This window comes from Ligilactobacillus saerimneri (genome assembly GCF_036689625.1).
In the GTDB taxonomy this organism is placed as follows: Bacteria; Bacillota; Bacilli; order Lactobacillales; family Lactobacillaceae; genus Ligilactobacillus; species Ligilactobacillus saerimneri.
Map to the genome: position 1 here is coordinate 1168462 of NZ_CP144759.1, position 12955 is coordinate 1181416.

The following is a 12955-nucleotide window of genomic DNA, read 5'->3' on the forward strand; positions in this document are numbered from 1 at the left end:
TCGTTAATGTTTATTAGCCCACTGGCAAGTCCACATGTTCCGGTAACTGCCAGTCAATTGGTTCTTTCCCCATTGCCACTAACGCAGCGTTAGTCTTAGAAAATGGACGTGAGCCAAAGAAACCGCGGTATGCCGACAAAGGACTGGGATGAGCTGATTCAATCACAACGTTGCGTTGGGTGTCAATCAAGCTAATCTTATTGCGGGCGGCCCGTCCCCACAGAATAAAAACTACGGGATCAGGACGCTCGGATAAAAGTTGGATTGCTCGGTCAGTCAGCTGCTCCCAGCCTTTCCCCCGATGCGAAAAAGCCTGACCATTGCGCACTGTAAGGACCGAATTGAGCATTAAGACCCCTTGGCGAGCCCATTTTTCTAGGTAGCCATGATTAACCGGCTTGATCCCCAAATCACTTTCCAGTTCTTGATAGATATTGACCAGTGATGGCGGAATCTTGACCCCTGGTAAAACAGAAAAGCTTAGCCCATGTGCCTGGTGGGGTTCATGATACGGATCCTGACCTAAAATGACTACTTTTACCTGGGAAAAAGGTGTAAGTTCAAACGCTTCAAAAATATGATACATGTCAGGATGAATCAAATAGTGTTGGTACTCACTCTTCAAAAAATCATGTAATTTCGCATAATATGCTTTGGCAAATTCTGGCCCTAAAACTTCCTGCCAGTCGTTATGGATTAATTCTTTCAAGCTACCACCTCGCTCCTCATTCTACCACATGCCGTGCTATGATTTTAGCACATTAGTATGGACCGCCAAATTGTTATCATCAATACAATCCAGGAAAGAAAAGACCAACTATTTTTTGTGGTAAAATAAAGGTAAGCATTAATTCAGAGAAAAGAAGCGAGGCGTTAGTATGATTCAGATTATTGCATCGGATATGGACGGAACTTTATTAAATGATAAGATGACCATCTCACCCCAAAATGCGGCTGCTATCAAAAAAGCCCAAGCTCAAGGGGTCCACTTCGTAGTTGCAACTGGGCGGGAGCGCAAGGAAGCTTGGCCTCTCCTTCAGGAAGCTGGGATCACTTGCCCTATGATTACCATCAACGGGGCCCAGGTTTTTGATGAAGCAGGTAAGCAACTCTCAGCTACTCCGATTCCAAAAGAACTAGCTGCCCGGGTTATTCGGAGCTTTAAGAAAAACCATCTTTACTGCGAAGTGGTGACCTCTAGGGGAACCTATTCTGATAATAAAGCCAGTCGAATCGAAAACTTTGCTCAACTGCTAGCTAACGTCAACGTAGACACACCTTTCAAACTAGCTGTTTCCCTGGCTTCTGCACGGATGGAGATCATGAACATCCAGTACACAGATAGCTACTTTGATCTCTTGACTGATCCGCATCTTTCTATTCTCAAAATTGTTGGTTTCAGCGCTGATGGCCCCCAAGTTTTAGATCCAATCAAGCAAGAAATGTTAACATTTGGACCTTTATCCATCACCTCATCGTCATCCAACAACATCGAGGTCAATATCAAAGATGCCAATAAGGGGCACGCCCTAGCTACATTTGCCGATAGTCTCAACATCCCGCTGGATAACGTGATGGCAGTTGGCGACAACAACAATGATGTTCCAATGCTCAAAGTAGCCGGGGTCAGTTTTGCAATGGGGAATGGCTCAACTGAAGTTAAAAAACTAGCTAACTACATTACAGATATTAATACTGCTGACGGAGTAGCCAAGGCCATTGAAAAAGCTCTGACACTCGACTAATAGCCACGGATGAAGAGGAGGTGACGCTATGCGCCAACTTTATGCACGTCGGAGACAGTTTTCATTACAGGGAACTACCGTGGTGAAGGACAGCAATAATAACGTCATCTATACTTTGATGGGAGCCTGGGGTTCACGCCAAGGAGTGCTGTCTCTCTACCATATTGACGGACGTCTCGCCGCAGAGATTAAGCAACGCTCTTTAGGTGTCTTTCCAAAATTTGAGTTATACCAGGGTAACCGCCAAATTGGTTCTTTACGCCGTCACTATGGTGTTGGGCGGGATATGATTTTTGTTAAACAACTTAACTGGTTGGTAATTGGTAACTTAATGACCTTCAACTACCGTGTTTTCCATGGCCGTGAACTCATCATGCAGATTACAGAAGTTGCTGGTACGAGTGGGACTGACCTTGAATTTACCATTACCCATGAGGAAGATGAACCTTTCTGCCTATGTATTGCTGCTATTCTAGACTACTGGGCTCACAATGGTAAGCGCCAAACCAAATCTATTAAGAGCCATCATTGGCGCGCAAGTTTTAACTGAATACTAATACCTACAAACCAGGTGCCACGGCATGAACCATGGCACCTGGTTTTGCTTTATATTATATTTTCTTTTGCTCTTTCTAATTCATGGTTAATCCCTACCAGCTTCTAAAAATAAATAGCGGCATTATTTCCCAAGAAATAATACCGTTATCCGACTTTAATATCTTAATTAGTCAATTACTCTTGCTTATTCAGAGCTATTTGAATTCTTCTTTGCAGGTCTGGAATTACCTGCTCCTCGAACCATGGATTTTTTGCCTCCCAAATTTTATTTCGTGGTGACGGATGAACGATTGGAAAATAGTCTGGCAGGTATTGCTGATAGTCCCTGACAATATCAGTCAACCGATCTTTGTACCTTAGATGAAGGTACCTCCTCGTTGCATAAGCGCCCACTAAAATGGTTAACTGAATATCAGGCATTAATTTCAATAGCTGTGGATGCCACTTTTGAGCAAATCCTTTACGCGGTGGGAGATCACCAGACTTACCTTTTCCGGGATAATAAAAATCCATTGGTAAAATTGCAATCATTCCAGAATTATAGAAAACATCTCTCGAAACCCCTAACCAGGTCCGAAGACGATCACCACTAGGATCATCCCAGAATTTCATTTTTTCTTGGGCAATTCGTCCTGGTGCTTGACCAATGATATTTATTCTGGCAGATGAAGAAGCATAGTAAAGTGGCTTGATCCCTTGCTTTGTAAAAGATTCATTATCAGGATCTGCTTGAATTTCTTGAAAAATTTTTTGAAATTCGCTTTGCATATAATATGACCCACCTTTCTCTTATTTTCTAAACTGATATAACGTGTATATTATCAACTAAGCAATGATTACCTAATTAAACTAATTTTCGAATAATTCAATTCGACGTAATTGACGCTTCAGTTGACCTTGCTTTTCTAATAAAGCAAATTTACGAGACAGAGTTTCAGGTGTTGTTCCAAGGTATAAGGCTAAGTCCTTCATTTTTAAGGGTAAGGTAAAATTGTTTTTACCAATTTCATCTGCATATGTTTGTAAATACTTTAATAACCGGTCTTCAACCTTCGGCAAAGCCAACAAGTGAATTTGTTTTTGCATTTCCAAAACTTTAGCAATATTTAGTTCCAATAATCGAATACTTAATTCTGGCTGTTTATGCATCAGTTTTAGTAGATCCTGCCGTTTTAATAAACAAATTTCACTGTGTTCCGTAGCCTCGACGTAATTATTGATATTTTCTTGACCAAAAAGCCAATCCTCACCAATATAATCACCCGTATGCAAGATTTGCAAAACATTCTCATAGCCGTTTTCATCTAAGGTGTACTGCTTAGCGTTACCATCAGCGACAATTACTAAATTATCATTTATCGTTGGATCAATTATCACTTCACCCTTTTGATAGTTTTTATGCTGAACCAATTTTTCGATTTGTATCTTCTCATCCTGAGGTAAAGCATTAAATAGTGGTACTAAGTTAACACATAAATCAGCCATTAAATTCATCGTCCTTTAATTAAAAGTCATCATCGTCGTCTTCGACATACAATCCTTCTTTTAGTTCATGACCTAAGAAGTCTTGAGTTACCCGAATTTGCTCCTTAATCCAAGCCATTAAATTAGTTAAATTAGCAGATAATTCTGGCCAACTTTCATTGTTAGCTAAAGCAATTGCCTTAGTAATGAAGAGCGTTTGCGTATCAAAATCTTTTACCAAGGCAAACAGTTGTTCATCACCTGCTAAATATTTACTACTTCCATCTTCTTCTAACATAGTATATTCCTTAAATTGAGCTGTAATTGTTGGAATACTTTCACCATTATTAACCAATAAGTGATTCAATTGGTCAAATTCCTGACGTTCATAAGCAATCCAACCAGCAGCTTTTTCGGCTAAAAAAAGACTAGCAGATCCTTTAGCAAATAAGTTAGCTTGGTTAATCTTTAAAGAATGGATTAACAAGTTAGAAATAATGTGACCAGTCATGGCAGCTGCCGTTGGCTGATGGTGATCAAGGTCGCTTTGCTTCAATTCCGCCTGGTATTTTTCTTCTGCATTCATCAGTTAAGCTCCTTTTCCTTAATTTCTTGTACTTCATAACCCATTTTTTCAATAGCTGTCTTGACGTCAACAATTTTAGTCTTATCAGGATCCAACGTAAATTTTAGCTTACCTGCATTGAATAAAACTTTGATTTGGTCGGTTCCATCCAAACTACCAACCGCCCTTTCAATTTTGCTTAAGCATGAAGGACAGGTCATGCCAGATAATTTCATCATTACTTTTTCCATGATTAAATTCCCCTTCCTTATTAATTTACATATCTAATGATACTTTGTTTTGCTGATTATAAACTTGATGATCGTCAATTTTGTTGAAATTTAATTAATCGCATCCCGTTCAAGATAACAATTAAGATGCTAAATTCATGAATAAACATCCCACTTGCCATTTCAACATAACCCGCAAACAAACCGATGAACAACAATAAGACTGTCAGTAAAGCCATCACGATATTTTCACTCATGTTCAAAATTGTCTTCTTGGATAATCCAAGGGCATAAGCGATCTTTCGCAAGTCATTTTTAACTAAAACGATGTCTGAAACGTCAATGGCAACATCTGCTCCACTACCAACGGCAATTGCAACATTAGCATTAGCTAAGGCCGGACTATCATTGATCCCATCACCAATAAAAGCAATATGGTGTCCCTTAGTTCTTTCTTTTTTAACAAAAGCTGCCTTGTCTTGTGGCAACATTTGACCATGAACTTCATCGATTGGCAACTTCGTCGCAATTCGTTCAGCAGTTTCTTGATTGTCTCCAGAAAGCATCACGATCTTCTTAACCCCTAATTCTTTTAAGTGGGTTAAAGCATCATTAGCTTCTGGGCGCAATTGGTCTTTAATGCCAAAAACAGCTAATTGACTTTGGTCCTCATTGGTAAAAGTGACAATTGAATTACCTAATTGACTCAAATGATCAATTGTTTTACCCAATTTTGCATTGGCACGAGTGTTTTCAACAATGAATTTTTGGTTACCTAAATAATATTTTTGATTATTTAAAGTAGCGATGATTCCCTTACCCTTAACAGTGTCCACTTTAATTGAAGCTGGCTTTTCTTTATTTAATTTGGCAATTGCCTGAGCTAAGGGGTGATTACTTTGACGCTCAATTTGAGCAGCTAATTTAATAATTTCATCTTTGGAACCATTTAATACCTCAATTGCACTAACTTCTGGATGTCCGATAGTCAAAGTGCCGGTTTTATCAAAAGCAATTTCATCAATCCGATGAGTTTGGTCCATCACTTGCGACCCTTTAAACATAATGCCATTTTTAGCACCATTACCGATACCAGCAACTGTAGATACTGGCACACCAATAACTAAAGCACCTGGGCAACCCAGCACCATAACTGTAACAGCCAGCCTAAGGTCTTTAGTAATTAAACCTATAACGATTGCAATTATAAGTACGGCAGGAGTGTAATATTTGGAAAACCGGTTAATTAACTTTTCTGTATGTGACTTTGTATCTTGTGCTTCTTCAACTATTTCGATAATTTTACCGAAAGTCGTATCTTCACCGACTGCGGTAGTTTCGACAGTCAATGTACCGTTTTCAAGGATAGTTCCTGCATATACTTCATTACCGGCTTTTTTATTAACTAATTTAGATTCACCGTTAACACTGGCTTCATTAAGATAACCAGAACCTGAAATAACCTTGCCATCGACTGGAACCTGATCACCAGTTTTAACTAAAATCTTCTCACCAGGATCAATGAAATCGACGTCTTTTTTCTCAGTTGAGCCATCATCTTGAACAACTAACGCAGTCTGTGGTGCCATTTTGGTTAAATCAGCGACGGCTGACCGCGTTTTCTTTAGGGTTAATTCTTCCAGTACATCTCCTAACATGAATAGCCAAGTAACAATGGCTGCTTCATTAAATTCACCAATAATGAAGGCACCGATTACCGCTAGCGATACTAAAACATCAATAGAAACTAATTTAACCCTTAAAGATGAAATAGCCGTCAAAACAATTGGAAGCACTCCGACAATCCCCACGATAAGCATTAAAGCCTGGTATGGTAAATTCATGTGCAATAGCCATTTAGATCCTTCAGCAAGCAACAGCAGAATAGTATTAACAAGCAAAAGCTGCTTTTTGTACCTCATAAAAAATTGTTGTAACTTAATCATTTTTTACCTCTTCCTTTCTTGACACTACATTACCTCTCCCTTTCTTGACACTACATATCATAGGTAAAAAACAATTTAAATAACTTGACTGTTATCAAGATACTAGTGTCTTTTTATATTTTAAGCAAAAAATCACAGTTTTATCGTGTAAATTTCGTTTAATAAAAGAGCGAATATACAAAAAAAGACTAGAAACCATGCAAAAAGCATAGACTCTAGCTTTCAAATTTCAGTTCTATAAAAATTAATGTGCCAATTTAATCTCTCCAGCAGCAATTGGCAAAGTTGTATGTGCATCATAACTCATAACATTACCGGCAGCGCTAGATGGCAATTTAAGATCCGCTGGTACACCGTGAACATAAACTACTCGTTTGTCTAATTGAAGATCGTCACTACCAAATGCTTGCTTAAATTTTGCTTGTAAATCTTTTAATGGGACATCCTTATCATATTCATAATGACCGTATTTATCTGCAACCGGGTAACCATCATGGGGAATGTTCCCAATGTTCAATATTGGCAGGCGTATCAAACATTTCCACATGAATATGAAGGCTATTACCATTTCCACTGAATGTTGCTATTCCATGCGCCTGTGTTTCAATTTTATCCGCATTTATTAGTTTAATTTTTGCAATATAGTCAACCATTACCGCTTCTCTCATCAACTTAACCAACTCAACTCCCCAAAGCGGACACTTATCTACACAACCTAAAAATCCAGCACGTTGTCCACTCGACCCTCTAGCTCAACAAGCAAAAAGTGTACTAATTCCAATCACCGAAAGAGAAATTAGTACACTTCCTATTACCTAAAAATGCCGTTACGCCGGCATTTATAACCTATTTTTCTGCACGTTCAAGGACCGTTACGGACTCGACATGCCCCGAGACAGTGGAAAACATAATCACGCCGTCCGGCTGTTTGTGGAAACATATCGAAAACCCGCGTATCAAATGAGGAAACATATCTAAAAAATCAAAGCGTGAAACTGGAAGTTGTTTATTAAACCTTTTTAACCTTAACCAACAACATCATAGGTCTACGCATTTCATCACACATTCCCGGCATATCCATCATATCTGCCGGAGGCATTGCTTCCTCAATGATTTCAATTTGAAAACCACATTTTATAAGAGGATTCAATATCTGCGTTAATGTGTGGTGCTGTTTAATTACTCGTTGACCAAGAAAATTGGTTTCTCTTTCTCCTGTGTAATAGTAATTGTCGACTGGCCAATATTTAGGTTTCCCATTTTCATCATAAATCCAATCCTCATTAACACCTGCGGTGAAAGTCGGATGTTCAATATTGAATAGGAAATACCCACCTACTTTTAATGTGTAATACACCTTTTGATAAATATTAGCTAAATTTTCGATATAGTGCAGTACCAGGTTAGAAACAACTAGGTCATAAGTATTTTCAGGATAAATGTATTCTTCAACACCGCAAACTTTATACTTGATTTTGTCATCAGAGTTAATAGCTACTGCTTTTGCAATCATTTTTTGACTACTATCAATACCAAGAATTTCAGTAGCTCCCATTTGTGCGGCATATTTGCAATGCCAACCGTAACCACATCCTAAATCCAAAACTTTTTTTCCCTGTAATTTAGGGAATAACGGTTGCAACTGATGCCACTCTCCAGCAGCTTTCAGACCATATTTGCTTCTTCCCATTTCCGCATATGCGGCAAAAAATTCACTATTATCGTAAATATTTCTCATTGATAATTACCTCCACAACTTCTGATTTGTTAAACTTTTTAGCGACTTCATCTTCTTGTCCTTCAGACAAGAAGCATCTCTCGCTCTAAAGTGCTCGGTCAATTCCGACTTCACGCAACTTGATTTCCTCATTACCTTTCTAAAAAACCTATACTGTAGCGCGTCAAAAATTATAGGATAAGTTCCGTAATACTATTAGGAAAACAATCAACCAGCTATTATTTCCCGTGTCATTTACTATCAGCACAAAAATCCAGGATGGCTTCACGACTTAAGATGGGCATACACACAATAAGAACGTTACTCAACTAACCGATCAAGTCCAGGCTTTACGAAAGCAACGCGAACAGCTACTGCAATAGGAAAACGATCACAACATCAATCTCTCCAACCTGAAGAATATTTAAATCTTCTTCCAAATCTACCAGGGGGCCTCATCAAGTTTAAAAAATGGACCACCTCTTGATAAAAAATCACCATCTTCCAACGCTACATGGAGTTCACGTTTAAAGATGGTGAAGTAATTAGGGTTAATATGTGAAAATAATCCGGCAATACAGCACTCAGCTATTTTGGTTGGGTGTTATTTTAATAGGCCAGTTTTTAAATGGATCTAGTTCAGAATCTATTTTTACTGGTTTAGGAAACTCAAACTTGTTAGTCGGTCCCGTACCCCAGCGTGGATTACTATGTAAAATTGCTTCAAGTTTAGTAATTCTGCTTGTCGGGACAAAAGTTACTATGCTATTGAAGCTTCTTAATTTAGAAGTTTCTTCATCCAAATCATACTGACTAATTTCGGCTGTTTGAACTTTTCCTTGCCCAAGAAAAGTATCCCAAAATCCAACACATATTTTACCGTCGTCCATTGTTACTCTAATTTTTTCGCCAATTGGATTAGCCTTTAGCTGATCAAAGTCACAAGAATATTGCTCAACGGCTTTTCCAGCTAAATTGTACTGAATAAATTTCATGATTTTCCTCATTAATTTAATCCTTATACAGGTAAAAATCCTTCAAGCGGTAAGTCGTCACTGGTTCAACATAGTAGTTATATTTAGCTACTAAATCACAGATCTGATCGCCATTAATCAATGTGATAATTCGAGTTCCCTCCCGAGCTGTTTTAACCGCTTCCCTGGTGAAATCTGAATTAGTAATAAAAATACCAAATTCAGCGTTAAACTTATCCATTGCCCCACGAAATTTATCAATCTCGGGTGCCGACACTTTACCATGCCATCGCTTAGCTTGCAGTGCAACCCGTGTTGTCCGGTAATCGTCTGAACGAACATAACCAAAACCGTCAATACCACCATCAGCTATATATTGAACCCCTTTTTCATCGTCGACATCTATCCCCATTTTGGTAAGTAACCCACGACAAAAGAATTCGAATTTTTTAGGATTCATCTTCATCAATGCATCCAATAACTGTTGACGCCACGGTTCTTCCATTTCATCTGAATCGTCACTATCTCCAATGTTGGTTTTTTCAGAGTCAGATGCCTTGTTTTGTTTTTGTTTAGTAAGCATCTTTTCAACTATTGGACGAACATCACGGGCACCATCAAAGGAAGACAGTTCAACATTGCGGCCTTTTTCTGATAACTCAAGTAGTCGTCCATCTTGTGTAAGATACCCAGTCATAATCAGATACTTAACGGCATAATTAAGCGTCCACGCAAACGGACTGTATTTATTCCCCGTCTTTTTAGAAACCTTAATTTTATCTACTTCATCCTCTGAAATAGCATTTGAGTTATCGTGAATGTCCTGACGTATTTCTTTCCTAGTAACCTGCCCGCCTAACCGATGCATTGATTTAAGTACTTCGTTCATCGTTAGATTTTCAATATTGATTTGTCGATTTGCCATTCTGCTACCTACCTTAATGATCTTCTTTTATTAATATTATACGTCGAGTACACAATTGTCCTGCAAATTTTCTAATTTTCAATCAAAATAAGCAAAATACAATATCGCTTTCGCTCTCTCAACCCTAAGCACCAAATTAGTCTATTTTCGCACCATCTATGTCTACCTTCATATCAACTTTTACACACATATTCACTACCCTAATCAACACGACCTGCTAAACTGGACATTAGCATACTCAACTATCGAAATAGGACATTGAACACTCGACCTGCTATCCCCAAATAGAAAAAGTGTACTAATTCCAATCACCAAAATAGGAATTAGTACACTTTCAATCATCCACAAATACCGTCACACCGGCGTTTATCGACTATTTTTCTGTACATTCCAGGACAGTAACAGACTCAACATGTGTTGTCTGTGGGAACTGATCCACTGGCTGGATTGGCTTAGTCACGTGGTAACCATGGTCCATAAATTCGCGAATATCCCGAACCAATGTCGCTGGATTGCAGCTAACATAGACGATCTTATTTGGCTTCATTGCCGTTGCACTCTGAATCAGGCTGGAAGTTAAGCCCTTTCGGGGGGGATCCACCATAATCACATCTGGTTTGATTCCTTGTTCTTGCCACTTAGCCATCCATGTTTCTGCTTCCCCCACCTCAAAGGTCAGGTTAGTTAGATTATTTACCTGGGCGTTTTCCTTTGCATCTTCAATCGCCTGAGGCACAATCTCTACCCCATAAACGTGTTGCGCATGGCGGGCCATACTTAGGGAAATGGTCCCGATTCCACAGTAAGCATCAATAACCGTTTCCTTACCAGTTAGACCGGCTTGCTTAATAGCGGTTTGGTAAAGACGTTCTGTTTGGGTTGGGTTAATCTGGTAGAAGGACTGGGCTGAAATCTTGAAAGTCAATCCATTCAACTGGTCCTCAATTTCTGCCTTTCCCGCTAATAATTTAGTTGTTGGACCTAAAATGACGTTTGTCTTAGCCGAATTAATATTGTGCAAAATACTGATCACATCCGAACAAGCACTCTGAATAGCTTGGGCAATTGCTTCAGCATGAGGTAGCTTCTTAGTCCGTGTCACCAAAACAACCATCACCTGTTTAGAGTAATAGCCCCGTCGGACCATGATATGCCGAACTACCCCCTGGTGATGAACTTCATCATAAGCTGAAATCTGATACTGACGGAGGATATCCCGCACCGTAACTAAGATCTCATCAATTCGTTGATCTTGAATATAAAAATCCTCCAAGGGAACAAAGTCATGACTTCCTTGTTTAAAAAAGCCAATCTCTAACTGTCCTCTAATCTGCCGGACCGGGACCTGGGCTTTATTCCGATAAGCGTATGGTTGGTCCATTCCAAACGTTGGCGCCACTTCAACTTGACCTAAGTGTGCTTTGACTAGCAAGTCTTGAATCAATTTTTGCTTAAATGCTAGTTGAGCTGGATACTGCAAATGCATCAGGGGGGCAATCCCCGTCTGCAAGTATTTGGCCTTGGTCTTAACTCGTTTTGGTGACCATTCCAACCACTTCACTGCTTGCGCATAGCCAAAATTCTTGCCCGTTTTAGTTACGCGTACCACGAGTCTTTCTTGGGGTAACGCTTCTTTAATAAATAATGGATATCCTTCAACTTTAGCTACTCCTAGCCCCTGATAGGTCAAGTCAGTAACAGTTACCGTTAATTCCTGTTTCTTATAAACTGGTAAGTTTAATTTCGCCATAATTTCCCTTTCTTATCTCTCGGCAACGCCGCATAATCATTATTAACATTATAAAGGGCGTACCTAAAGAAAAACAAGCGTCTGGTAGACGCTTGTTTTCTCTAATCTTTATCTTTTGTTGGTGCATCCGGCAACGCCGTTAAAGCCTGATCTGGAATACTGTCAACATTGGCAAAGATTTGTAGGTGTTGCTTCAAATCTTTGAATAACATCGGCGCATCGCCTCCGTATTCACCATCAATGTTGATCTTCATCTGTCCATCCTTGGATTCGACCAACACCTGAGAGGTCTTAACGTACATGATGCGCGGATCATTGATGTGCTTTCCTCCATTGACTACCATCGTTAACAATTGGATAATCTCACTCAGGTTATCGGTTTTTACTACGATCAGAGTGAATTTTCCGTCATCCAATGATGCATCGGGAACAATCTTTTCAAAGCCCCCGATCGAGTTGGTTAAAGCCAACAGGAACATCGATGCATCCCCATCGAACACTCCGTCATCATATTCCAGATGCATTGGAGTCAACTTCATCTGGGGAAGTAGTTCTGCTCCCTTAACTAGGTATGCCAGGTACCCAAACAAGGACTTAATCCGTGATGGCACCCCATAGGTGAGCTCTGTCAACAAACCACCACCAGCAATATTGACAAAATACTTGTCACCTGCCAGCCCGATGTCCATGTTCACTGTTAATCCCTTAGCAATCACCTTGGCTGCCTTAACGGGATCTTCACGCGGAATACGCAAAGCCCGCGCATAATCGTTGGTAGTACCAGCTGGGATAATCCCTAGTTTCGGTCGCTTTGATAGTGGCGCAATTCCATTTACAACTTCGTTAATGGTTCCGTCGCCACCGGCTGCCACCAGGACATCAACCCCATCCAAAGCTGCCCGCCGTGCTTCATTTTGTGCCGAATTGGGGTCAGCTGTTGTTGCGAAAGCACTCGTTTCGTAACCGGCATTTTCTAATATATCTAGAATTTCTACCAGGCTACTCTTCATCGCTTCCCGCCCGGAAGTGGGATTATAAATAATTCGACAACGCTTCCTCATTTACGTTCTCTCTACTCCTA

Annotated in this window: 13 protein-coding genes and 2 pseudogenes; 3 read left to right on the top strand and 12 right to left on the bottom strand. The window is 39.7% G+C overall.

Annotation, left to right across the window (positions count from 1 at the left end; translation table 11 throughout):
- Positions 1-13 precede the first annotated feature (13 nt).
- Positions 14-709 carry a uracil-DNA glycosylase gene (locus V3C97_RS05680; protein WP_338433976.1) on the bottom strand — a complete coding sequence of 232 codons (696 nt, stop codon included), beginning with the start codon at positions 707-709 and terminating at the stop codon, positions 14-16.
- Positions 710-878: 169 nt separating this feature from the next.
- Here V3C97_RS05680 and V3C97_RS05685 point away from each other — a divergent pair, with 169 nt between their 5' ends.
- Positions 879-1745: a Cof-type HAD-IIB family hydrolase gene (locus tag V3C97_RS05685; protein WP_009550749.1), complete on the top strand. Its 867-nt coding sequence runs from the start codon at positions 879-881 to the stop codon at positions 1743-1745.
- A 28-nt stretch (positions 1746-1773) separates the two neighbouring features.
- Entirely contained in the window at positions 1774-2295 is a 522-nt protein-coding gene (locus tag V3C97_RS05690) for a hypothetical protein (protein WP_338433977.1), read from the top strand.
- A 182-nt stretch (positions 2296-2477) separates the two neighbouring features.
- On the opposite strand, the gene V3C97_RS05695 is transcribed toward V3C97_RS05690, so the two are convergent.
- The 7 genes and pseudogenes from V3C97_RS05695 to V3C97_RS05725 form a co-directional block, all read right to left on the bottom strand.
- Positions 2478-3071: a uracil-DNA glycosylase family protein gene (locus V3C97_RS05695; RefSeq protein ID WP_338433978.1), complete on the bottom strand. Its 594-nt coding sequence runs from the start codon at positions 3069-3071 to the stop codon at positions 2478-2480.
- A gap of 81 nt (positions 3072-3152) precedes the next feature.
- Positions 3153-3788 carry a Crp/Fnr family transcriptional regulator gene (locus V3C97_RS05700; RefSeq protein WP_338433979.1) on the bottom strand — a complete coding sequence of 212 codons (636 nt, stop codon included), beginning with the start codon at positions 3786-3788 and terminating at the stop codon, positions 3153-3155.
- A gap of 19 nt (positions 3789-3807) precedes the next feature.
- Positions 3808-4353: a DNA-binding protein gene (locus V3C97_RS05705; RefSeq protein ID WP_338433980.1), complete on the bottom strand. Its 546-nt coding sequence runs from the start codon at positions 4351-4353 to the stop codon at positions 3808-3810.
- Positions 4353-4583 (bottom strand): heavy metal-associated domain-containing protein, encoded by a 231-nt coding sequence (locus tag V3C97_RS05710; protein WP_338433981.1) that lies wholly within the window; start codon positions 4581-4583, stop codon positions 4353-4355. Before V3C97_RS05710 ends, V3C97_RS05705 begins: the two co-directional genes overlap by 1 nt.
- A gap of 74 nt (positions 4584-4657) precedes the next feature.
- A complete protein-coding gene (locus V3C97_RS05715) occupies positions 4658-6508 on the bottom strand; it encodes a heavy metal translocating P-type ATPase (protein ID WP_338433982.1) in 1851 nt (616 codons plus the stop codon).
- Between the two features lie 244 nt (positions 6509-6752).
- Positions 6753-7161: pseudogene (locus tag V3C97_RS05720) on the bottom strand (hypothetical protein).
- Positions 7162-7517: 356 nt separating this feature from the next.
- Entirely contained in the window at positions 7518-8246 is a 729-nt protein-coding gene (locus tag V3C97_RS05725) for a class I SAM-dependent methyltransferase (protein WP_338433983.1), read from the bottom strand.
- A 469-nt stretch (positions 8247-8715) separates the two neighbouring features.
- On the opposite strand from V3C97_RS05725, the pseudogene V3C97_RS07820 reads away from it, so the two are divergent.
- A pseudogene (locus V3C97_RS07820) lies at positions 8716-8787 on the top strand (preprotein translocase subunit TatB); the annotation flags it as partial.
- Between the two features lie 22 nt (positions 8788-8809).
- Here V3C97_RS07820 and V3C97_RS05730 read toward each other — a convergent pair.
- The 4 genes from V3C97_RS05730 to V3C97_RS05745 form a co-directional block, all read right to left on the bottom strand.
- The gene (locus tag V3C97_RS05730; RefSeq protein ID WP_338433984.1) at positions 8810-9220 is read right to left on the bottom strand and encodes a hypothetical protein; all 411 of its coding nucleotides are present in this window, start codon (positions 9218-9220) and stop codon (positions 8810-8812) included.
- Between the two features lie 16 nt (positions 9221-9236).
- A complete protein-coding gene (locus tag V3C97_RS05735; protein ID WP_338433985.1) occupies positions 9237-10124 on the bottom strand; it encodes a restriction endonuclease in 888 nt (295 codons plus the stop codon).
- Between the two features lie 373 nt (positions 10125-10497).
- Positions 10498-11874: a 23S rRNA (uracil(1939)-C(5))-methyltransferase RlmD gene (rlmD, locus tag V3C97_RS05740; RefSeq protein WP_338433986.1), complete on the bottom strand. Its 1377-nt coding sequence runs from the start codon at positions 11872-11874 to the stop codon at positions 10498-10500.
- Between the two features lie 101 nt (positions 11875-11975).
- Entirely contained in the window at positions 11976-12935 is a 960-nt protein-coding gene (locus tag V3C97_RS05745; RefSeq protein WP_338433987.1) for a diacylglycerol kinase, read from the bottom strand.
- Between the last annotated feature and the right edge of the window lie 20 nt (positions 12936-12955).